A 23,317-nucleotide genomic window follows, 5' to 3' on the forward strand; every position below is an offset into this window, starting at 1 on the left:
CCCTCTGCCCCCGCCCATGCCGATCCCGGGGGTCCGGGGCTGTATAGCAGGCTTTGCATCTGGCATAAAAGTTCAGAATGATTGCACCGAAGTGAACTTTTTGATATAATAATTAGAAAAATTCACCACAAACACACACGACACAAAAATGCACGCTCTCACTTCATCACAGCTTCGCGAGCTTGCTTCCAGTCCGGAGGCGGCACGCTTGAGCGTGAGCGCGCGTGAACGTCTCGGGTGGATTGTGACTTTCATGGAGCATGGACAGTCAGTGAGTGAGACCTGTGAGAACATCGGAATTTCGCGCAGCACATTTCACCGGTGGCTCGAACGTTTCGATCCGAAAGATCTTTCGACGCTCGAAGAAAAATCACATGAGCCACTGACGCCGCGCGTACCCAACGTGTCCGCCGATGCAGTGACGCTCATCCGCGCGTACCGCCAGACAAGCCCGCACATGGGCAAAGAAAAAATCCGCGCCCTGCTGGCCACAGAACATGGTATCACCATCTCGAGCTCAACAGTCGGCCGCGTGATCGAACGTGAACGTCTGTACTTTGCTGCAACGCCACTGCACTGGAAAAAGCGCACGAGCTCTGCACAGTATGCAGTCACTCCTGCAGAGAATGAAAACGGGGAGGTAGCTCCTGTGATGGCAGTACACACAATGCCGGTACGCATCACACAGAAAAAACACCCGGCATGGAAGCGTGCACTTATTACCAGCAGCATCCTCATCAACATCGCCATCATCACACTCTTCCTGGCCACTGCGTCCTGGGAGTTGAAAGACATGAATGCGTCCGTCACCAAAGAAAAGCCGGCGCAGACAATCACCGTCTCCAATCTTGACCGCCCATGATGCACTCCTTCCTCCGCCACCGGCAGAGAATGTGCATCCGTCTCAAGCGGAGCATCGCCGCTGTCACATTGATGACCATGCTGACACAGATGTCAGGTCTCACACAGCTCTCCGCCTTCTCTTCTGCTCTCGCCATCCCGAAAGCGGAAGCCGCGACAGGCATCTTCCCGGCTATCAACTATCAGGGCCGCATCACAGGCATCAACGGGACATCTGTTGCGAATGGTAAATATAACGTGCGCTTCAAAATCTACACGGCAGCGATTGGCGGATCTCCCGTCTGGAGCGAAACATGGGACACTACCACACAGCAGGTCACCATGACCGGCGGACTCTTCTCTGTCCCCCTTGGTACACATGTGACCATGACAGGAAGCGTCAACTTCAATACGGACAATATTTATCTCCAGATTGAATTCGATGACGACAACAATAACACCTACACGGAAATCTTCACCCCGCGCCGCCGCTTCGGATCGGTCCCCTACGCACACAATGCAAACATGCTCGACGGACTCGATTCCACAAAGTTCGTCCGCAAAGACCAGCCGGAAACACTCTCCGGCACGCTGACTATTAAACCGAATGTCTCATCCGTTCTTGCACTCAAGGCAATCGGCACACTGTCCGGTACGGCAATCCATGCGGATCAGGATCTGAGTGCATCCGGAAATATTATTGCAGAAGGAACGATCTCCGGCTCTTCTCTCTATGCCGGAACAAGCATCCGGGGTGGCGGGCTCACCGATTGTGATGCTGCATCCTCCAGACTTCTCTGGGACGCAACAACCGGTCGCTTCTCCTGCGGCACCATCAGCCCAAGCTTCTCGACGGGCAACGTGCTCACAATTGGCAATGCGAAATATGTGAGCAAGCAGGGTGACACAATGACGGGGGCTCTCGTCATTAATATCCAGAGTGGTTCACTCGGAAGTATGGGCCTGAGAGTGATCAATACATTGAGCGGTGCCATCATCCATGCAGAGAAAGAACTCACCTCTTCCGGAACATTGATGGTGAAGCAGACGGGAACAGTCCGTGGATCAGGAGCTCTGACGGTGGTGAATACAACGACCACAGGAACAGGAGCATATATGGCTGCAAATGACGCCGTTCTTGCGCTCAACAGCACAGCCAATACAGTTGCAGCATCCAAACACATTCTCTTTGGCTACAAGGGAACATTTGATACGACCCTCTGGAGAAGTGCAGCAAACGTACTCTCTACAAACGGAACATTCTCGGGAGCATCTCTCTATGCAGACAACACCATCCGCGGTGCTGGTCTGGCAGACTGTGACGACGGAGTGGCAAGCAAGCTCCTCTGGGATGCAACAAGCGGCCGCTTCAGCTGTGGAACGGATCAGAGTGGATCGAGTGGCCTTTCGCAGGCTGCGGGTGATGCACGCTACGTAAAAAAGAGTGGTGATACCATGACAGGAGTGCTTGTGATCCAGAACGGCAACACACACACTCCTACTGGAACTGCTCTCTTGAATGTAAGAGGAACGATCTCTGGTACCACTCTCTACGCAAATTCTGCCCTCCGCTCTTCTGGCTCTATCACGGCAGAAGGCGCCATCAGTGGATCAAGTCTCTACGCAGGAACCAGCATCCGTGGTGCAGGCTTGAGTGATTGTGATACCGCATCGTCCGCACTACAGTGGGACGCAACAACAGGCCGCTTCTCCTGCGGCACCATTACAGGAAGCAGCTTCTCCACAGGAAATGTGCTGACGATTGGCAATGCGAAATATGTGAGCAAGCAGGGTGACACAATGACGGGTGCTCTCGTCATTAATGTGCAGGGCGGCACACTGGGAACAATCGGATTGAAGGTACTCAACACCCTCTCGGGTGCCATCATCCATGCAGAAAAAGAACTCACCTCTTCCGGAACATTGATGGTGAAGCAGACGGGAACAACGCGTGGATCGGGAGCGCTGACAGCAGTAAACACGACACGCTACGGAACAGGAGCATATATCACATCCAGCGGGTCTGTCCTTGTGCTCAATACAGCATCAACCACATCCCGTCATATCCTGTTTGGATATGCAGGAAACTTTGATACGGCTCTCTGGAGAAGCGGTGCTGCAACATTGTCTACCAATGGAACATTCTCCGGTGTCACGCTCTATGCAAACTCTGCGATCCGCTCTTCTGGTTCGATTGTTGCAGAAGGTGCGATCTCTGGATCTTCTTTGTACGCAGGAACCAGTATCCGTGGTGCAGGCCTGACGGATTGTGACACCTCTGCAACGAGCAAGCTTCTGTGGGATGCAACAACCGGACGCTTCAGCTGTGGCACAGACCAGGCTGGTGGCAGCTTCTCGACGGGCAATGTGCTCACGATTGGAAACGCCAAGTACGTCAGCAAGCAGGGTGATACGATGACAGGAGCGTTGGTGATCAATATGCAGGGTGGCACCATGAATACGGTTGGCCTTAATGTTATGAATACAATCTCCGGCGCAATCATTCATGCGGAAAAGAGCCTTACTTCTTCAGGAACCCTTGCAGTCGAAGGAGCAGCAACGGTTGGTGGCATGCTGCATGTACTCCAAAGTAACGGCGAAATCCGGCTGGATACAGGGGGAGCGGGAAACACGTCCACTCTCTCGTTCTATGACGGTTCACAGCGTGCAACTATTTCGAATAATCAGGCGACATTTACTTTCGCGATTTCTACGCAAAACACACTCTTAATCAATTCAAGCGATTATATCGCCATGTCCGCTCCGAACTATGTGAATATCAATAACATTGCCACATTTACGACAGCCGGCTTGGGTCTTGGAACTGCAACACCCGATACGCCGCTAGAAGTGATTGGCACAATCTCCGGATCGACGGTGTATGCAGCCAATGCACTCCGCTCGTCTGGCAGCATTACCGCAGAAGGTGCGATCTCTGGATCTTCTTTGTATGCAGGAACAAGTATCCGTGGAGCAGGTTTAAGTGATTGTGACACCTCTGCAACGAGCAAACTTCTGTGGGATGCAACAACCGGACGCTTCAGCTGTGGAACTGATGCTGCTGGTGGTGGCTTCTCTACGGGAAACGTGCTGACGATTGGCAATGCGAAATATGTCTCAAAGCAGGGTGATACGATGACAGGAGCGTTGGTGATCAATATGCAGGGTGGATCACTTGGAAGTATTGGTCTCAGAGTATTGAATACATTGAGCGGTGCCATCATCCATGCAGAGAAAGAACTCACTTCTTCCGGAACATTGATGGTGAAGCAGACGGGAACAACGCGTGGATCGGGAGCGCTGACAGCAGTAAACACGACACGCTACGGAACAGGAGCATATATCACAGCATCTGGATCTGTCCTTGTGCTCAATACAGCATCAACCACATCCCGTCATATCCTGTTTGGATATGCAGGAAACTTTGATACGGCTCTCTGGAGAAGCGGTGCTGCAACATTGTCTACCAATGGAACATTCTCCGGTGTCACACTCTACGCAAACTCTGCTATCCGTTCCTCTGGTTCGGTTGTTGCAGAAGGAGCCATCAGTGGATCAAGTCTCTACGCAGGAACATCCATCAGCGGAGCAGGTTTAAGTGATTGTGACACCTCTGCAACGAGCAAGCTTCTGTGGGATGCAACAACGGGAAGATTCAGCTGTGGCACAGATTCCTCCGGAAGCTTCTCCACAGGAAACGTCCTGACGCTCGGCAATGCTCGCTACGTTGAACTGAAGGGCGACAGTATGACTGGATCATTGCAGACACCGAGCATCAACCTGTCGGGCGTCCTGCTGACCAATCTCAATGGATTTAACGAAGCACTCAATCTGAACAATGCAGGACTTGCAACCTATGGCGTCACTCGTTTGCAGGCGAATGGAAACCTCACCAATATCGGCTCCGTCCAGTCAGGTGAAATCCATGCAACAATGGGGGGAACGTTTGCAGCGAAAGTGGACTACACCGTAGGAAACAGTCCATTCTCCGTTGCCATGGGAGATCTGAACGGAGATGGCGTACAGGATTTGGTGGCGTCAAACTACAGCAACAATTCTGTTTCTGTCCTGCTCAATAATGGAAATGGAACATTTGCAACAAAGGCAGACTATGCAACGGGATCCAGTCCGTACTTTGTGACCGTGGGCGATCTGAATGGAGATGGAAAATTGGATATCGTCACGCCAAACAATGGAACCACTACGATCTCTGTCCTGCTCAATAATGGAAATGGAACGTTTGGGGCGAAAGTGGACTACACAACAGGATCGAGTCCAAAAGCTGTTGCCATCGGTGATCTGAATGGTGATGGCAAAGCAGACTTGGCGGTAGCAAACAGCAGTTCTGCCCTCTCTATATTCATGAATAAAGGAAACGGCACGTTTGCAGCAAAAGTGGACTACACAACAGGATCAACCCCATTCTCTGTTGCCATCGGTGATCTGAATGGTGACGGAAGACTGGATGTGGTCACGGCCAACAATGGCACCACCACAGTTTCAGCATTCTTAAATAAAGGAGACGGCACGTTTGCAATAAAGGCAGATTACACCGTGGGGGGCAGCCCATATTCTGTTGCGATCGGCGATCTGAACGGTGATGGAAAAGCAGATTTGGCGACAGCAAATGGCGGCACCAGTGCATCAGTCTTGATAAATAATGGAAATGGCACCTTTGCCACGAAGGTAGATTATACAACGGGAAGCTTGCCATACTCTATTGCTATTGGTGACATCAATGGTGATGGCAAGGCAGACCTGGGAGTGGCAAACTACACCAGCAACACTATTTCCACCCTCCAAAACAGAGGGAACGGAACATTTGCAACGAAAGTAGACTATGCCGCAGGAGCCAATCCTGCCTCCATTGCCATCGGCGATCTGAATGGTGATGGTAAAGCAGATTTGGCGACAGCAAATGGTGGCACTACTACTGTCTCCGTCTTCCTGAACAACACCAAAACCATCCTCTATGCATCCAGTGGAACAGGTGGAACAGTCGGTATCGGCACCTCCACTCCGGGTGCGAAGCTTGCAGTGTCCGGCTCGGTGCTCATTGGCAATAACATTACAAATAGAGCAACGAAGACAAACGTCGGACTGGAAGTGATTGGTACCATCTCCGGTGCCATCGTGACCGCAAACACACTGCGCTCCAGCGGATCGATTGTGGCTGAAGGAACCATCAGTGGTGCAAACCTCTATATAGGAACTTCAATCCGTGGAGCAGGACTGGTGAATGACTGTGATACCGCATCGACCAGCAAACTCCTCTGGGACTCTACAACCGGACGCTTCAGCTGTGGAACGGATACAGCCGGAGGAGGCTTCTCTACCGGTAACGTCATCACGATCGGCAACGCCAACTACGTGAAAAAGGCGGGAGATACCATGACAGGAACACTCGTCATCGATATCAAGAACGGCACTCTGGGATCACTCGGACTGCGTGTCCTGAACACCCTCTCCGGCGCCATCATCCATGCAGAGAAAGAGCTGACCTCTTCCGGAACATTGATGGTGAAGCAGACGGGAACAACACGTGGATCAGGAGCGCTGACAGCAGTAAACACGACACGCTACGGAACAGGGTCATACATGGCAGCATCCGGTGCCATTCTTGTCCTGGATAGTACGGCGGGTGGCGCGGGCAACAGCAAGTCCCCGCATATTCTGTTTGGCTACAAGGGTACCTTCGATGTCTCCCTTGCCCGCACTGCAGCAAACACACTGTCTCTGACAGGATCCTTCCTGCCAGGTTCCACCAACCGTTACGACCTTGGTTCTTCTACTATGCGTTGGAGAGATCTGTATCTGTCCGGCTCCAGCCTGCACATTGGAACAAACGGCAATGAGGCAACCGTAGGCTACAACACGGCAGGAAGTTACTTCACAGTGGGAACCAGTAGTCAGACCAATGCCTTCACCATCCTGAACTCCAATGGATTTGTAGGTATTGGAACAAACAATGCCGATACGAAACTCGAGGTCATTGGCACCATCAGCGGTTCCACCGTCTATGCAGCAAATGCTCTCCGCTCATCCGGAAGTATGACCGCAGAAGGCGCGATCAGTGGATCAAGTCTCTACGCAGGAACATCGATCAGCGGAGCAGGACTCAGTGATTGTGATACAGGTGCAACCAGTAAGCTGCTGTGGGATGCAACCACCGGACGCTTCTCCTGTGGCACAGATCAGACAGGAACAAGCAGTTCCTTCTCCACTGGAAATGTGCTGACGATTGGCAATGCGAAATATGTGAGCAAGCAGGGTGACACAATGACGGGGGCTCTCGTCATTAATATCCAGGGTGGTTCACTCGGAAGTATGGGCCTGAGAGTGATAAATACCCTCTCCGGTGCCATCATCCACGCAGAGAAAGAACTCACCTCTTCCGGAACATTAATGGTGAAGCAGACGGGAACAACGCGTGGATCGGGAGCGCTGACAGCAGTAAACACGACACGCTACGGAACAGGGTCATACATGGCAGCATCCGGTGCCATTCTTGTCCTGGATAGTACGGCAGGTGGCATCGGCAGCAGCAAGTCTCCGCATATTCTGTTTGGGTATAAGGGAAACTTTGATATCGCTCTCTGGAGAAGTGCTGCGAATGTGCTCTCAACCAATGGAACATTCTCCGGATCCGTTCTCCGCGCAGACAGATTGCTGACATCCTCGGGATCGCTCGCGGTAGAATCTGGTGCATACATTGGGGGCGATGTGCGCTTCGATGCTGCAAGAAATCACGTCATCAGCGTACAGGGCACAACAGGGACCACAGGAAAAGGACTGAGCATTGTTGCAGGAGACGCTGCGATATTGGGAGGCGCGCTGGTCCTGCAGGGTGGAACAAACGGAACAAACCGCGCTGCTATTACCCTGAACGGCACAGGAGATCTTGGCGGTGATATTAGTGTCATTGCAGGTCATGCAAGCAACACCGCCGAGCAGGGGGGAAACCTGACACTGTCCGCCGGAAACGGAGGAAACAATCCGGGATATGTTGTGATTGCAGGTGGAGCAAATTCATTCACGGGAGCAGGAGGATCTGTCTACATCTACGGAGGAGACGGGGTATCTGCCGGCTCGGGAAACGTAATGCTTGGCATGACCAGTGCAGGTGTTGCTGCAGGAAACGTTGGTATCAGAACACTCAATCCGGGGACCGCGCTGGAAGTGAATGGTACAATCTCTGGTTCTATTCTCTTTGCAAACTCTGCTCTCCGCTCCTCCGGAAGCATTACGGCAGAAGGAACAATCAGCGGAGCAAATCTGTACGTAGGCACATCCATTCAGGGTGCAGGTCTGACGGATTGTGACACTGGTGCAACAAGCAAACTCCTCTGGGATACAACAACAGGTCGCTTCTCCTGTGGAACAGACCAGACAGGAGGTGGCAGCTCCAGTTTCTCTACAGGAAATGTCCTGACGATCGGCTCTGCAAAATACGTGAGCAAGCAGGGTGATACGATGACCGGTGCCCTGCAGGTACCGGAAATCAGAGGAAATGATGCAACGGCAATCAATACACGAGGAACCAACCTGGTTGTAGCCGGTGGTCGCGCGCAGGGTTCTGCAAGCGGCGGAGATATCCTCTTCAAAACCGCACCTACCAATACTGCAAGTGCTGCTGTTGCTGCCAACTTTGTTGCTGCCAACACCGAATACCTTTCCATTGGAGACAACGCCGATCTCTCGTTCGGTGACGAAGATTTCTCCATTGCGGGCTGGGTGTATTTCAATAGTCTGACAGGTGGCGGATCATTCGGAACGATTGTCGGCAAATACAATACAGGAGCAAACGAACGTGAATATTCCGTGTACCTGCCATCCGGTACCAACAAACTGCGCTTTGTTGTCACAAACAATGGATCCGTCGCGAACGGCATCCTCGATTCCACCGTCAGCGTCACCACGGGCACATGGTACTTCGTCTATGCTGAACATGATTCCGTAAACAATGAGCTTGTGCTTAAAGTAAACGACAACACGGCTGACACCCTTTCCTACAGCCTGGGAGGACGTGATGGTGCATCGACCTTCGCACTGGGAAACATGGTAGGTCTGTCCAGCGCGCAACTCGATGGACGCTTGGATGAAATAGCTATCTATAACAGAGTGCTTACCCCCACTGAACTTACATACCTTTACAACGGTGGAGCAGGACGCGTGTACGGAGGAATCGGTATCCCTGCAACAGATGGCTCTGATCTCACCACTTCCCTTATTTCCTGGTGGGATCTGGACGAGACATCTGGCAGCAGAGCAGACAGCCACGGATCCAACACCCTGACAGACAACAACACCGTTACAAGCGCAGCCGGTAATGTCTCAGCCAGCTCATCCGATCTGAATACACTGGTCAGCCGCATGGTTATCACGAGCTCCGGAGCTGTAGGAATCGGCACCATCACCCCGGGTTCCACCCTTGCGGTATCGGGCGCCACTATCATCAACGGAAAGGGCACCGCAAACACCAGGGCAAAAGCAGGTCTTGCTCTTGAAGTCATTGGTACCATCAGCGGTTCTACGGTCTATGCAGCGAGCGCTCTGCGTTCATCTGGATCCATTACCGCAGAAGGAACAATCTCCGGAGCCAGCCTCTACATCGGAGGATCCATGAGAGGGGCAGGCCTTGTCTCCGACTGTGACACCGCATCCACAAGCAAACTCCTCTGGGACTCTACAACCGGACGCTTCAGTTGTGGCACAGATTCCTCCAGTAGTTTCTCCACAGGAAACGTCCTCACCCTGGGTGGCGCCCGCTACGTGGAACTGAAGGGTGACAGCATGACGGGCTCACTCCAGACTCCGAGCGTTAACTTGTCCGGCGTGCTGCTGACCAGTCTCAATGGACATAACCAGGTTCTCAACTTGAACAATGCAGGACTGGCGACCTACGGCGTCACGCGCATGAGTGCAGATGGCAACCTCAACAATATCGGATCCATCCAATCCGGAGAAATCCATGCGACTACAAATGCCTCCTTTGGCACCGCGGTAACCTATACTGTGGGAAGCGGCCCGCGCGGTTCAGCCATCGGAGATTTTAACGGAGACGGAAGAGGAGATGTGGTTGTGACCAATGCCTCCACCACAACCATCTCCGTGCTCCTGAATACAGGCTCGGGCAAGCTTGCGGCAAAAACAGATTATACAGTCGGAAACTTCCCCTATGTGGTCGTTATTGGAGATTTGAACGGAGACGGCAAGCAGGACCTTGCAACCGCAAACAGCGGAGGAAACACCATGTCTGTGCTCCTGAATACAGGAAGTGGTAAATTTGCAACACACACAACCTACGCAACCGGCACTGCCCCGCGCGGCCTTGTCATTGCAGATTTCAACAGAGACGGAAAGCCGGATCTGGTAACAGCAAACTACTCATCTAATACCATTTCCGTCTTTATAAACAAAGGAAACGGAACATTTGCAACAAAGGCGGATTACGCCGCAGGGTCCGGCCCATTCGGTATGACAACCGGTGACTATAATGGAGACGGACATGCGGACGTCGCAGTTGCAAACAGTAGCACTACCACCATGTCTGTCCTTATGAACGACGGAGACGGAACATTTGGAACAAAAGTCGATTACATAACTGGCACCACTCCGCTCAACCCTACAACAGCTGACTTTGATGGCGACGGAAAGGCGGACCTTGCAGTTGTGAACAACGGAAGTACAACGGTCTCTGTCTTCATTAACTCCGGCACGGGAAGTTTCAGGCCAAAGGTCGACTACGCCACGGGAGCGGGTCCAAACACAGTAACATCCGGAGATCTTAATGGAGACGGAAAACCAGATATGGCGGTCAGCAACTTCAGCACAACAACCGTGTCCATTTATATCAATAATGGAAACGGAACATTCGCCACACAAGTTCCCTATACAGCCGGATCAAACCCTCTCGTAGTTTCGATGGCCGATATGAACGGCGACGGAAAGGCGGATCTTGTCATGCCACTCTGGAGCAATAGTGCAGTCGCTGTCTTGTTCAATAGAACAAGCACCCTCCTCTACGCGTCTGCAGGAACGGGTGGATACGTGAGCATTGGCACCCCGCACATGAAGGCCAAACTCACTGTCAGCAATACGAATAATGGTGTCATGACCGGTGCCTACATCTACTCGTCCGGTGCCGTCCTCGCTCTGGATGCCCGCACCCTCTCCGGCGCCAAGACCCCGCATCTCCTCTTCGGTTACCGCGGCGCCTTCGACACACGCATCACCCGTACATCCACAGGATCCCTCACCTTTGCATCCAACACGGGAGTTCTTCTCACTCTGAACACCGAAAGAGCAGATGCCACCGGTAACGTCTTCCAGATCATCTCCGATGCAACCACCTCCTTCGGTGGACCAGACGAAAACAAAGTCTTCCGCATCCAGGCCAACGGTGCCACCTTCGCAGACGGTGCCTACACCTCAAACGGCGCCGACTACGCCGAGTGGTTCTACTCCGGCAACGAGAAACTCAAATCCGGTGAAGTCGTCTGTATCGATATCACCAAGAACAACACTGTGAAGCGTTGTCTCAACGAAGCAGACAGCAATGTCATGGGTATCGTCTCCACGAACCCCGCCTTCATTGGTAACGGCATCACCGGTGCAGACGGCATCATCCCTCCGGGATATGCCTTAATCGGTCTCATCGGACAGGTGCCGACCAAAGTGATTGTCTCCGGTACTGGTTCCATCCGTCCGGGTGACGCTCTCACACCTGCCTCCACTCCAGGCTACGCTCGCAAGGCGATGCCGGGTGAATCGACAGTCGGTGTCGCGCTCGAAGGTATTGCATCCGGCGAAGGCGTCATCAACGTCCTCATCTCCCGCAGAAACTCTTCCATGACCGTGGATGCCGTCGGACAGAAGGTGCTTGATACCATCGCTTCCATGAAGATCGGTGATGAAGTGCAGCTGATGGTTGCATCCAGTCTCGAAAACCTGAATGTCGATTCCCAGATCCAGGAAGAAGTGCAGAAGCAGGTCTCCGGCATCAAGTCCTATGATGCAGATATTCTTTCTCTTCAGACAGAGCTGGATGACCTGAAGAACCAGCTTGCTCTCATCAAGAGTCAGACAGGCTCCACCACCACAGTTATCACCACCACAGGTTCTGCGCTCGCTGCAGATCTCACGGCTGCCACACTCGTCCTCGAGCAGACACTGGCAACCGGAGGGGATGCCAGAATCGGTGGCGATCTCCACCTGGATGGCACATTGATGGCAAGTAGTCTCTTCGTTCCAAATGGCCTCTCCATTGATGGAGGTGCAACCATTACAGGCACCCTTGCAGCAACCACCATCCACAGCACATCCGGTGCAACCATCGACGGAACACTGACCGTGAATGGAGACATCCGAATCAGCAGCGGATCATTGCTCTTCGATTCCGGTGCAACCCTGAGTCTTTCTGATCTTGTCGTCGAACGCAGTCTCATCATCCTTGGGGATATTACGATCGATGGACTCGCACGGTTCTTTGGAAATGTGATCATCCACGGCGAACTCATCCTCAGCAATAAACAGGCAGGCTTCGCCCTCATCCCCAAGAGCGGTACCTCTGTCACCGTCCTCTTTGGTTCCGGCGGACTCAGTGGCATTCCTGTTGTCACAGCCAGCCCGGACACCCCTGTTCTCTACGGTGTGAAGAACGCAACTCACAGCGGATTCACCATCAATCTCGCCGGACCTGCTACCGCAGACATCCGCTTCTCCTGGATTGCGATGGTGACGGAAAACGCAATGACACAGACAGGCGCAGTCGCCCTCCGCGACACCTCTATGATCTTCCCGATGGGTTCCGACAATATCCCGGTCAGTAGCAGCATGTACTGGAATGCCTGTATCAGAAACATTGCGATCATTGATACGGACGGCAAACCGCACTCCTGCGCCCGCTATCACGAGGACTACACCTGGACCCACCCGGATCTCCTGATTGAATTCCTCTGGAATACAAATATCACTCCTCCGCTCCTTCATCTCCCGGATGGATATACACTGGAAGTGACAGAGGATGCGGAGAGTATCCGCAGTGCATTCACGTTCGGCACCAATGAAGCAGAGCCTGTGACACCAGAACCAACCGAGGGAATTATTGAAGAGACTCCCGCAGAACCAATCGAAGAAGAAACTACTCCGGAAGAAGCCGCATCTGACACACCTGCTTCAGAAGACATTACTCCTGAGGAACCTGCAACAGAAACCGAGCCGATTGAGACAACTCCTGCTGATACATCTGCATCCGAGACACCATCCGAATCGTCACTTGATGAACTGACCATTAATCCTGTGGTGACAGAGCCTGAGCCAGAACCTGCAGCTGAACCTACGACAGAAGTGAGTGCCCCATCCGACTCATCCACCGGAGCCGCAGCGCAAGCAGAACCCGCAGTTACCGAGTAATCAAAAAAATCCGGCAACCAGTTCAAACACAGAAAGGACAAACCCAATAATGCCATAGACCCATCCGGAGAGAATCTGGATCGGCAGGAAGCTTTCAAAAAGAATAAGTCCAATCAAGATAAAGGGTCCGATGCGGACGAAATCTTCATACCGTCTTTCATACTGATACGGCACAAACATCTGGATGATGTTCGATCCGTCGAGCGGCGCAATCGGGAACAGGTTGAATGCCATCAGCGCGAGATTCACAAAAAGTGAACTCTGCAAAATCTGAATCAAGACCGTGTACCCCGCAGAGCCCTCCGGCGCTTGCAGCAAATCAGACGCAGACAATGCATCGCCACCGGTCACAATAGTCAGAATCGTAAATGCAACGATAGCGAGAATAAGATTGCTGAACGGTCCGGCTACAGCCACCAAAGACAAATCACGCTTCGGATGACGGAAATACCGACCATCAACCGGCACCGGCTTCGCCCATCCGAATCCAATCAGAAGAAACATAATCGCCCCCATCGGATCGAGATGCGCGATAGGATTCAGAGTAAGCCGCCCATTTTGCTCCGGCGTCGGGTCCCCGAGCTTATGCGCAGTGTACGCATGTGCCCATTCATGAATGGAGAGCGCAATAAGAATGCTGATGATGTACGCGGGATTCAGAAAGGGGCTCATGAGAGGAGTATAGCGAAAGGATTCCGAGGATTAATTAAAAAACACATTCCTTATTGAAATCGCCTCACCCCATTTTGTAGAACATTGAAATATGCGATACCAATGAAGAGTGCGACGTCTTGAGTTGTTTATCATAAGGCGATTTCCGCCTCGTCTCGGCGGAAAGGATGTGGAGATCGTGAAGAGGAGAAGGGAAAACGCCACACGGTTTCTCTTCTCCTCTTCACAGAAAGAAAGACCTGCTCGCAAAGCAGCTACACAAAAACCAATAGCTGCATCCACGGAGGAGTACGCTGGGGGCGACACTAAAAAGAGCCCAAAACTAACTGAATCATCAAAATAATGAGTTGACGGCACTCTTGAACCTAGGTACCTTATCGCAACCCATGGCTCGCGCATGTACCAAAACCGGCAAAAAGACCTCCTTCGGTAACACCCGAAGCCACTCGCTGCGTTCCACACGCCGCAACTGGAAGGTCAACATGATCAAAAAGCGTATTTTTGACCCGGCAACAGGCGAATACAAAACCATGAAAGTTGCAGCTTCTTACCTGCGCACCCTTGCAAAGCGTATGCAGCAGGGCAAACCGGTCTAATCTGAACGTAAAGGTGTACGAATTACTCAGAGACTGATTTTCTCGTATCTTTAATATCCCCTCGAAGATGTTTTTCTGTCAGCATCTTCTCTTTTGCTTTACGTGAACGGCGTTGTTTCTGCTTTTTAATCTTAAAAATCGCTTTCGCATGCTTAGACTCCTTCCCTTTCACCTGCTCTTCTATCTTCAGAATCAGCAGTTTCCAGGCAGAAAGCCGATTCTTACTCTGTTCCCGATGCCGCTGCACCTTTACTTCCGTACCGGTCGGCAGATGTTTTAACCAGACTGTACTCGATGTTTTATTCATTTTTTGGCCTCCTTTACCGGTTCCGCGGGTAAACTGCTCCTCAACGTCTTCGGGTTTCAGCCCTACTTCATCAGCAAGTGTTAAAAGCGGCGGCGATAGCTCAATGGGAAACGGCATAGACCAAGACTACTGCCCTCTCGCCACAAGTCTAGTTTTTGGAAGACACGCAATCAGTCCTGCGATCACAAATGTCAGATGTAACGCATTATCGAGCGGATGCTCGAGGTTCGTGATAACAAAATTCGGTGCAGGACTCTCTGCGACCAACAGTCCCCCCACCGCTACAACCACTGTCAGTAACGATATCGTCAGGACAAAACGCCACTGAAATTGTGCCGAACAGGCCAATACAAACAGCGCCACAATGCCGAAACCCGTATGGACAACGTTTTCCGCCAGATCAAACCATAAATCCGGCGTAAAATCCGGTTCCAAAAACCCAAGCACACCCAGAAAAAGGGAGGCTGGGCCGGCAACTGTGAGGAACTGGGAAGGTGTCATAGATACAATTAAGACGTATGAAATCGTTAAAAGTGACGAAGATAGCGAGATTGCATAGAAAAGTACGTGCGCGCACGGCGCGACACTTCATCGAATGGCGGAGAGGGAGAGATTCGAACTCTCGAGACCCTTTCAGGTCTACACGCTTTCCAAGCGTGCGCACTAGGCCACTATGCGACCTCTCCAAAGTGGAGCCTAGTATAGAGACGGTTTTTGCTATCACAAGAGAGAAAAATATCTAAAAAGAGCGTCCCTGAGGACGCCCTTAACCTTAACCTTACTCTTAACCTTATTTCTTGGACGGCAACGCACACTGGCACGGACATGCCTTCGTCAGCTTTTTCAGAAGACTTGCAGTCAGAGCAAGTGCAATGAGAGACGCAGAACCGTTGAGGGTTCCGAATGTCAGCCCTGCGGACAGGAAATGTGCCTTATACACACCGACGAGTGCTGCGATAACCGCAACAACCGTGATGATGCCGAGCACAATAGTCGTGACGGAACAGTACTGACACATGCCTCCAATGGAGAAGGTTGCGGCAGCTGCTTTTTTCTTGGAAGATTTTTTGAACATGAAATGGGGGAAGAGATGGAGCCAATCATACAACCCATAAACCGCACCACAAAAAAGGATGCATGGACAATAAACCCGACATGGGATGCCATCTGCATCCGTTGTATCGGACCCTCCCCTTCCTGTAGGCTGAAGGGGTATGAAGATCTCCCTGGCATGGCTATCGGATTTTGTGACGTGGACTGAAAAAGATCCGCACGCAATTGCTGAGCGCATCACGCTTGGAGCAGCAGAAGTAGAGGAGGTGGAAGAACAGGGAAGGTATCTCAACCGCTGCTGCGTCGGAAAAGTGCTGACTGCAGACAAGCATCCGAATGCGGATCGTTTAATGATCTGTACAGTGGAGACTGATAACGGTGTGAAGACCGTTGTATGCGGCGGAACAAATGTTGTCCCGGGCATGCACGTCGCCTTCGCACACATCGGTGCAACAGTAAAGTGGCACGGCGAAGATACAGTGACACTCGAACCGGTAAAGATTCGTGGAACCCAGAGTGAAGGGATGATCTGCGCGGCGGAAGAAATCGGACTTGACGGGATCTATCAGGTACATACTGAAGATGGCGAACGCCCCATTATGAATCTTGATCGGTTGAGCAATGAGTATGCAGTCACCGTCGGTAGCCCGCTCAGGGAAACATTCGGCATGACAGACACCGTGCTGCACATCAACAACACGGCCATCACCACCCGTCCGGATTTGTTCTCACACATCGGCTTTGCGCGCGAAGTGGTCGCACTCGGACTCGCGACCTGGAAAAAGAAAAAATCTGCCAAAGAGATACAATTCCCGGCAACACCGTCGCCGCTCAAGGTCAGCATTGATGTGCCGGATCTCGTCCCGCGCTTTTTGGGATGCATGATCCACGTGGAAAATATCGGCGAAACACCGGAGTGGATGAAGAAGCGCCTCGCTGCAGTCGGCATTCGGTCTATCAGTTTGCCGGTCGATATTACAAACTACGTCGCAAACGAAATAGGCGTCCCCATGCACAGCTTCGACGCCGGTGATATTCAGGGTGCGGTCCATGTGCGGCTCTCCAAAAAAGGCGAGAGTCTGGTCACACTCGATAACACAACAATCAATCTGCCGGACGGCGCACTGATCATGAATGACGACGACGGCATCTTCGATCTCCTCGGCATTATGGGAGGCCTCCGTAGCAGCACGAAGCCAGAAACAAAGAAGATATTCATGCAGGCTCTCTCGATTGACCCTGCCACCATCCGCCGCACCGTCATTGCAACCGATCACCGGACAGATGCCTCCACCGTGTATGAAAAAGGAGTGCCGCCCGTCACAACGGAAGCAGGATTCATGCGCGCGCTGGAACTGATGCTGGAGCTGACACCGGGTGCCACAATCGCCTCTGGCCCTGTCACAAAAGGTGACAACGGCACAACGCCAACGATTCCCCTTTCCGTGGAACGCGCACAGGCACACATCGGTGCCGCTATTCCCGAAGACGAGATGGTCCGCATTCTGGAGTCACTGGAGTGTGATGTAAAAAAAGGACCGAAGAAAGGAGTCCTGACCGTCACTCCACCACTCCACCGCGTCCGCGACCTGCATGGTGATCACGACCTCTTCGAAGAAATCGGACGCATCTACGGCTACGACAGACTTGAAGATGTCCTGCCGATGGGAGAACTCCGCATTCCGAAGCGTGACGAACGCATTCACGCAATGCGCGATGTTCTGAAGAGCGCGATGTATCTGGAAACCGTACCGCTCACGTTCATCAGCAGACAGCAGATGCAGAAGGCAGGATTCGATTCTGCACACGCAGTCGAGATTGAAAATCCGCTCGGCGACGACACTGCGTATCTGCAGACAAGCACCTTCCCGGCACTCCTCATCCACGCAGAAAACAACCTCATGCGCAGCACCACGCTCCGCACCTTCCACTGGAGTCATGTCTTTGCAAAGGGACAACCGGAACATCTGGAACTCTCGATGATGACCTCCACCCGCGAGACAACAGGCCTCCTGAATGATCCATTTTTGGAAACCAAAGAAACGCTTCTCGCGGCAGTTGCTGCCATGGGATATGACGTGACGATTACGGCGACAAAATCTGCTCCCGCTTATGCTCACCCGGGACGCGCTGCATCGGTGATGTTTGGGAAAGAAGTTATGGGCGAAATCTTCGAAGTCCACCCGGGAGTCCGCCAAATATTCGGTATCCCCGGCCGTGCCGCGGGCGCCATCATCAACTTGAGCGCACTCCTGAAACACGCTCCAGCCATCATCCACGCAAAACCGCTCCCCCTCTTCCCATCCGTCACCTACGACGTCACGCTCAGCCGCACACACGATCAGCATGTAGAAGCACTGCTTGAGAAGGCCCGAAAAGAAAGCGATCTGCTTGAGAGCGTTGTTGTGCATGATCTGTACCAGAAAGCAGGAAGCGATACCTACAATGCCACACTGCGCTTCACGTATCGGTCACTGGAAAGGACGCTGACGGAAGACGAAGTGAAAGCGGCTCATGAGAAAGTGCTAAAGGCGATCAGCTAAAAAGTCATCGACTTCACCACACAAGGGCGGAACCCATCGTCAGGGGGGTGGTGCGGCAAGCGGGAGGCTCTTGGCGATGGGTGCGTTTCTTTGGTTCTTTCTTGTCGGGGCAGACAAGAAAGAACAATCCCCAAAGGGCAAACAAAACAACCACAAACATCACACTTCGACTTCGCTCAGTGTGACACCTGCCACTAAAATCCATACAATAAAAGACCTATGACCATCGTCACCAAAACCGGCGACAAAGGGGAAACCGGACTCTTCGGAGGCCAGCGCGTCCCGAAAGATGACATTCGCATTGAAGCAATCGGTACAGTTGATGAACTGAACGCCCATTTGGGGCTCCCGACGGATGCTGATGACCTCTCGCTGGGCATCATCGAACAACTTTCGCTCATCCAAAACATGCTCTTCAACCTCGGAGCAGATCTCGCAACTCCCCAGGAAAACAATGCAGCAGTCGTGCCCCGCATGTCGCAGGAACACACTGCGATGCTAGAAAGGTGGATCAATACACTGGAAGAAACCCCACTTCCGCCCTATTTTGTCCTTCCCGGAGGCTCTCTGGCGGCATCAGAACTCCACATTGCCAGAGCGATTTGCAGACGCGCGGAACGGCTGGCAATCAGCCTCAGCAAGCGATCGAGTATCAACCAGGATTTGCTGATTTACCTCAATAGACTGAGCGATTACCTGTTTTTGGCAGCTCTCGAAGCCAATAGAAATGCCGGATTTGAGAATATCCGCGTCCGATACAGCTAAAACCCACAAAAACGACACTTGACGTACCTGCCACCTCATCTGTAACGTACCCCGGCTATGTTAGGTAAACTCAAGTGGCGCCGGCGTCTTCGCAGACATGGATTTTTGTCCCGTATGGCAACGAAGGACGGTCGTGCCGTGCTGTCACGTCGTCGTGCAGCAGGCCGCAAGCGTCTGACGGTGCAGAAGAAGGCTAAATAAGAAGGGATTTGAGCCAGAATGGATCTATTTCCTCTTAAAAGGTGTTTTTCCCTGTACTGAAGCTTTCGTGTTCCTATCGCGTTTCTGTTACTCTAATCCAGTCCATGGCGCGCTATCTCCACACACTCTCGGCCACACTGTTCTACATTCTGGGACTCAGTTTTTTTGTGGCATATGTTCTGTCTTATAACGACATTGCCGTACTCCCGTCCCAGACATGGATGCAGATTGCCGACTTGCCTCTCGTGGCCAGTGCCCTCCTCTACGGCGGCGTCAGCGTCTACCGGAGCCTCACACACGAACGCGAGCCCTCCCGCAGCATCGCACTGATTATTGGTGTGCCCCTGGCTCTCATCTTTGTCATCACTACCATCCTCAGCTTCTGGCCCACCACCTTCATCCTGAATTACTAATCTTCATTCGTCCCTATTTCCAATAACGAATTACCAATAACCCATCATGTATACCATCAACACTCTCCCTTCCGGCCTCCGCGTGCTCACTGCACCTGTCGACGGAACGGCATCGGTCACCGTGATGGTGTTTGCGACTGCCGGTTCCCGCTACGAAACACAGAGCGAACGCGGCATCAGCCACTTTTTGGAACACATGTTCTTCAAGGGCGGCAAGAAGTATAAAACCACGCAGGAAGTGAGCGCGGCGATTGACGGAGTCGGCGGTGACTTCAACGCCTTCACCGGCAAAGAATATGCGGGGTACTACGTAAAAGTCGCATCCGAAGAAACACGCCTCGCGTGTGACGTGCTGAGCGACATGCTCCTGCATGCATCGTTCCCGCCTGAGGAAATCGATAAAGAGCGCGGCGTGATCATGGAAGAAGAACGCATGTACCAGGACACCCCCATGTACCGCGCAGGCTGGGATTTCGAACAGCTGATTTACGGCGAGACACCGCTCGGGTGGGACACAATCGGAACCGAAGAGGTGATCATGTCCGTCCAGCAGGCAGACTTCCAGAAGCACAAAGATGAACTCTACGGTCCACACAACTGCATAATCGCCTTCTCGGGAAAGATCACGGAGAAAGAGGCAATGGCGCTCGCGAATGAATTCTTTGGTCCTCTGAGCGGCGGCTCCAAGCGCACGTTCGAACCGCTTACGAGCTACGGCCCGGAGCGCATGTACCTCCGGAACAAAAACACGGAGCAGGCACACCTCGTCTTCGGCGTTCCGGGACTCTCCTCTCAGGACAAGGATCACTTCGTTCATAAAATCCTCGCCATCATCCTCGGCGGCAATATGAGCTCCCGCATGTTCCTCCGTATCCGTGAGGCACGCGGTCTCTGTTACTACATCTCCAGCGACACTGATAACTACATGGACGCAGGTGCCCTCACGACGAGCGCGGGAGTGGACCAGTCCAGACTTCTGGAAGCACTGGAAGCTATCAAGCACGAGTATCTCCTCTGTGCCGACAAAGGAATCGAGGAAGATGAGCTGACACGCGCCAAGGCCTTCCTGAAGGGCAAAATCACCCTCGGGCTGGAAGACAGCGAGGAGCGTGCGCACTACTACGGCAAGCAGCTCCTGCTCAACCCGAAGGTCCTCGACATCAATGAATATTTTGCAGAGGTCGATAAAGTCACCAAGGAACAGATTGATGCACTCGCCAAGAGACTCCTGAAGCCTGAAGAACTGCGCCTCGTGGTGATCGGCAAAGATGCAACGCCGGACAAGTTTGAAAATCTGATGAAAAACTAAGAAAGAGAGGGAGTGGCGGTACGTCTTATAGATGTATCCCCTCCCTCTTTTTTGTATGTCTCCAGAACTAAACGACGCCGATACCGGCGCACACAGCAACGAGGTCCCGATGCCTCAGGAGAAAACAGGCGACATTCAGCCGAACCCGGCCGAACCGCCACACATGCCAGGCCCTGATGCTCCGGACAATAACCCGGCACATCCTGCTTCAGACAGAGCATAAAATACTTTCCGCCTTCCCTCCCCCATGGGGGAGGGTGGCCCGAAGGGCCGGGTGAGGCAATTACAATTCACCCAATTGCTGTAGCGCTGAGCGGGCAGCCGCATTCTCCGGGTCAATACGCAGTACGGCCCGGAACTGCGCGACGGCACCGTCCGTATCTCCTATTTCGTGCAGCAGTAATCCGAGATTGATGCGCGGCGCGGTACGGGTGGGATCTGCGGTGATAGCGCGTTTGTAATCACGTTCAGCGTCGTCGAGTTTTCCGCTTTCATCTTCTGCCACAGCCAGGTTGAAAAGAGCTGCTGCATGAAACTCATGCAATGCAATCGCCTTCTGATACTGCGCAATCGCCTGTTCATATTTCGCCTGTGCAGCATAGAGAGCGCCGAGATTCACATACACATCGACATAGCGCGGATTCAGCCCGATGGCTTTCAGATATTCAATCTCCGCTTCGTCGTACCGGCCTTGTTCTGCGTACACTATGCCCAGCCCGAAATGCGGATACGCACTTTGCGGATCGAGCGCGATACCCTTTTCATAGGCCTCCAGTGCGCGGGTATAATTCTTCTGTTTCCGGTACGCCGCACCGAGGTTCGCATACGTTTTCGGATGCGGTTTGATGGCAACGGACTTCTCACACTCATCAATCGCAAGCTCCAGATTGCCGACAATTCTGTCTGCATTACAGAGGTTGTTATACGCAACATGCGATGCATCAGGGTAGATGCGGATAACATGCTGAAAGAGCGTGCGGGTGTTCTGCCAGACCAGCGACTGTCTGTAGGACAGAATCGACAAGATGCAGACGAGCACCACCCCGGCTCCTCCAATGATCTTTTGGAACTGCGGCCTCTTCTCAAGGACCCACGCAATCAGCGTACCCAAAACCAGAATCAGTCCGATCTGCGGCACGTAGGCATAGCGGTCAGACGCAAAGTAAATATCCATCTCCCCGCCCTTCGCAAAGTTTAGAAGGGTCGGTGCAACCGTGATGAAGAAAAATCCGATGCCCGCTGCAATGAGGCGTTGGCGTTTGAAGGTCCAAACAACAATACCAAGAAGCAACAGAACGATGATGATCGGCACGAAGAAATCCGGAGACGTGATGCTGATATCTTCTTTGTATGGATAGAGCAACGAGAACTTGGCGGGCCACAGAAACTGATAGATGTAGAACGTCGTACTCTTGAAAGCCATGAGAATTTTATCCGAGAGTGACGATGACGCGAGCACGCTTTCTTTCCCAAGAATACCGATCAGTCCGAAGACAATGGACAATCCCAGATACGGAATTTTATCCAGTACCATGCGTTTGGTGAATGCTCTCCTCTCCGCAATATCGAGTACCACCAGCACGACCGGCAGCGTGATGATCATGACCTTGGACAGCAGCCCACAGAGAAAGAGCACAAGGCTCGCGATGTACCAGCGCCGATTGTCACGGTCACGATAGACAAAATACGAGGCAATCGAAGCCAGCAGGAAAAAGGTTGAAAGCACATCTTTGCGTCCGCTCGCCCATTCGACCGCTTCAGTATTGAGCGGGTGCACTAAAAAGAGCAGACCGCAGAAGAGTGCGAGGTATTTTTTACGGAGGAGGAAAAATGCGAGGAGTGAAACAAGAGCTGCATTGAGAGTGTGCAGTATCAGGCTATCCAGGTGATACAAAAACGGATGCACACCCGCAATAAAATATTCAATCTGGTATGACAGGAACGTGAGCGGAATATAGAGCTCCGGATCGAAGTGCGTGAAGATCCACCAGAGCGATGCCGGTGTGATCTGCCGGATGGCAGGGTTCTCAAAAATCAGCATCCCGTCATCCCAGCGGACAAACTCATTCCCGAGCGACCAACCGTACGTCAGCAGGCCAAGTACAAAAAATCCTGCAAGAATCCACAGGAGGGTACGAACGCGCGGAAGGGACGGAAGAGGCTGCATAGGGTCAGTATAGAGGGAAAGGGCATGAAAAGGACAA

Annotated in this window: 14 protein-coding genes and 1 tRNA gene; 9 read left to right on the forward strand and 6 right to left on the reverse strand. The window is 52.5% G+C overall.

Features of this window, described 5'->3' with window-relative positions; translation table 11 throughout:
- The first annotated feature begins 148 nt into the window (after positions 1 to 148).
- Together K8942_05735 and K8942_05740 are read left to right on the forward strand one after the other, a co-directional pair.
- Positions 149 to 862 carry a helix-turn-helix domain-containing protein gene (locus K8942_05735; protein UPA22518.1) on the forward strand — a complete coding sequence of 238 codons (714 nt, stop codon included), beginning with the start codon at positions 149 to 151 and terminating at the stop codon, positions 860 to 862.
- Positions 859 to 13,254, forward strand: a complete 12,396-nt coding sequence (locus K8942_05740; GenBank protein UPA22519.1) for an FG-GAP-like repeat-containing protein — start codon at positions 859 to 861, stop codon at positions 13,252 to 13,254. Before K8942_05735 ends, K8942_05740 begins: the two co-directional genes overlap by 4 nt.
- Here the strand turns inward: K8942_05740 and K8942_05745 are convergent, their stop codons facing one another.
- Positions 13,255 to 13,926: a site-2 protease family protein gene (locus tag K8942_05745; GenBank protein UPA22520.1), complete on the reverse strand. Its 672-nt coding sequence runs from the start codon at positions 13,924 to 13,926 to the stop codon at positions 13,255 to 13,257. It lies immediately after the preceding gene.
- A gap of 386 nt (positions 13,927 to 14,312) precedes the next feature.
- Between K8942_05745 and rpmB the strand changes: the two genes are divergently transcribed.
- Entirely contained in the window at positions 14,313 to 14,522 is a 210-nt protein-coding gene (gene rpmB, locus K8942_05750) for a 50S ribosomal protein L28 (protein ID UPA22521.1), read from the forward strand.
- A 22-nt stretch (positions 14,523 to 14,544) separates the two neighbouring features.
- On the opposite strand, the gene K8942_05755 is transcribed toward rpmB, so the two are convergent.
- From K8942_05755 to K8942_05770, 4 genes are all read right to left on the reverse strand, one after another.
- Positions 14,545 to 14,946: a peptide chain release factor-like protein gene (locus K8942_05755; protein ID UPA22522.1), complete on the reverse strand. Its 402-nt coding sequence runs from the start codon at positions 14,944 to 14,946 to the stop codon at positions 14,545 to 14,547.
- A 9-nt stretch (positions 14,947 to 14,955) separates the two neighbouring features.
- Positions 14,956 to 15,330, reverse strand: a complete 375-nt coding sequence (locus K8942_05760; protein UPA22523.1) for a hypothetical protein — start codon at positions 15,328 to 15,330, stop codon at positions 14,956 to 14,958.
- A gap of 95 nt (positions 15,331 to 15,425) precedes the next feature.
- Positions 15,426 to 15,515, reverse strand: a tRNA-Ser gene (locus K8942_05765).
- Positions 15,516 to 15,619: 104 nt separating this feature from the next.
- The gene (locus K8942_05770; protein ID UPA22524.1) at positions 15,620 to 15,904 is read right to left on the reverse strand and encodes a hypothetical protein; all 285 of its coding nucleotides are present in this window, start codon (positions 15,902 to 15,904) and stop codon (positions 15,620 to 15,622) included.
- A 139-nt stretch (positions 15,905 to 16,043) separates the two neighbouring features.
- Between K8942_05770 and pheT the strand changes: the two genes are divergently transcribed.
- The 6 genes from pheT (at position 16,044) to K8942_05800 (ending at position 21,336) form a co-directional block, all read left to right on the forward strand.
- Complete coding sequence (pheT, locus tag K8942_05775; GenBank protein UPA22525.1) at positions 16,044 to 18,425, forward strand: phenylalanine--tRNA ligase subunit beta; 2,382 nt, start codon at positions 16,044 to 16,046, stop codon at positions 18,423 to 18,425.
- 219 nt (positions 18,426 to 18,644) lie between these two features.
- Positions 18,645 to 19,190, forward strand: a complete 546-nt coding sequence (locus K8942_05780; GenBank protein UPA22526.1) for a cob(I)yrinic acid a,c-diamide adenosyltransferase — start codon at positions 18,645 to 18,647, stop codon at positions 19,188 to 19,190.
- A 57-nt stretch (positions 19,191 to 19,247) separates the two neighbouring features.
- Entirely contained in the window at positions 19,248 to 19,391 is a 144-nt protein-coding gene (gene rpmH / locus K8942_05785) for a 50S ribosomal protein L34 (GenBank protein UPA22527.1), read from the forward strand.
- A 104-nt stretch (positions 19,392 to 19,495) separates the two neighbouring features.
- Positions 19,496 to 19,804 (forward strand): hypothetical protein, encoded by a 309-nt coding sequence (locus K8942_05790; GenBank protein ID UPA22528.1) that lies wholly within the window; start codon positions 19,496 to 19,498, stop codon positions 19,802 to 19,804.
- A 46-nt stretch (positions 19,805 to 19,850) separates the two neighbouring features.
- Positions 19,851 to 21,113, forward strand: a complete 1,263-nt coding sequence (locus K8942_05795) for an insulinase family protein (GenBank protein UPA22529.1) — start codon at positions 19,851 to 19,853, stop codon at positions 21,111 to 21,113.
- Positions 21,114 to 21,168: 55 nt separating this feature from the next.
- Positions 21,169 to 21,336: a hypothetical protein gene (locus tag K8942_05800; GenBank protein ID UPA22530.1), complete on the forward strand. Its 168-nt coding sequence runs from the start codon at positions 21,169 to 21,171 to the stop codon at positions 21,334 to 21,336.
- Positions 21,337 to 21,396: 60 nt separating this feature from the next.
- Here K8942_05800 and K8942_05805 read toward each other — a convergent pair whose 3' ends face one another.
- Positions 21,397 to 23,280, reverse strand: coding sequence for a tetratricopeptide repeat protein (locus K8942_05805; protein UPA22531.1), 1,884 nt, complete (start codon positions 23,278 to 23,280; stop codon positions 21,397 to 21,399).
- Between the last annotated feature and the right edge of the window lie 37 nt (positions 23,281 to 23,317).

It is taken from the genome of Candidatus Peribacteria bacterium, assembly GCA_023038255.1.
In the GTDB taxonomy this organism is placed as follows: domain Bacteria; phylum Patescibacteriota; class Gracilibacteria; order Peribacterales; family Peribacteraceae; genus CALREJ01.

What these genes read in the sequence shown, in the direction of transcription:
- K8942_05800 (UPA22530.1), top strand. Translation starts at nt 21,169, where the DNA reads ATGTCTCCAGAACTAAACGACGCCGATACCGGCGCACACAGCAACGAG.
- K8942_05755 (UPA22522.1), bottom strand. Translation starts at nt 14,946, where the DNA reads ATGCCGTTTCCCATTGAGCTATCGCCGCCGCTTTTAACACTTGCTGAT.
- K8942_05790 (UPA22528.1), top strand. Translation starts at nt 19,496, where the DNA reads ATGGCGCGCTATCTCCACACACTCTCGGCCACACTGTTCTACATTCTG.
- rpmB (UPA22521.1), top strand. Translation starts at nt 14,313, where the DNA reads ATGGCTCGCGCATGTACCAAAACCGGCAAAAAGACCTCCTTCGGTAAC.
- K8942_05770 (UPA22524.1), bottom strand. Translation starts at nt 15,904, where the DNA reads ATGTTCAAAAAATCTTCCAAGAAAAAAGCAGCTGCCGCAACCTTCTCC.
- K8942_05745 (UPA22520.1), bottom strand. Translation starts at nt 13,926, where the DNA reads ATGAGCCCCTTTCTGAATCCCGCGTACATCATCAGCATTCTTATTGCG.
- K8942_05760 (UPA22523.1), bottom strand. Translation starts at nt 15,330, where the DNA reads ATGACACCTTCCCAGTTCCTCACAGTTGCCGGCCCAGCCTCCCTTTTT.
- K8942_05780 (UPA22526.1), top strand. Translation starts at nt 18,645, where the DNA reads ATGACCATCGTCACCAAAACCGGCGACAAAGGGGAAACCGGACTCTTC.
- K8942_05740 (UPA22519.1), top strand. Translation starts at nt 859, where the DNA reads ATGATGCACTCCTTCCTCCGCCACCGGCAGAGAATGTGCATCCGTCTC.
- K8942_05805 (UPA22531.1), bottom strand. Translation starts at nt 23,280, where the DNA reads ATGCAGCCTCTTCCGTCCCTTCCGCGCGTTCGTACCCTCCTGTGGATT.
- K8942_05795 (UPA22529.1), top strand. Translation starts at nt 19,851, where the DNA reads ATGTATACCATCAACACTCTCCCTTCCGGCCTCCGCGTGCTCACTGCA.
- rpmH (UPA22527.1), top strand. Translation starts at nt 19,248, where the DNA reads ATGTTAGGTAAACTCAAGTGGCGCCGGCGTCTTCGCAGACATGGATTT.
- pheT (UPA22525.1), top strand. Translation starts at nt 16,044, where the DNA reads ATGAAGATCTCCCTGGCATGGCTATCGGATTTTGTGACGTGGACTGAA.
- K8942_05735 (UPA22518.1), top strand. Translation starts at nt 149, where the DNA reads ATGCACGCTCTCACTTCATCACAGCTTCGCGAGCTTGCTTCCAGTCCG.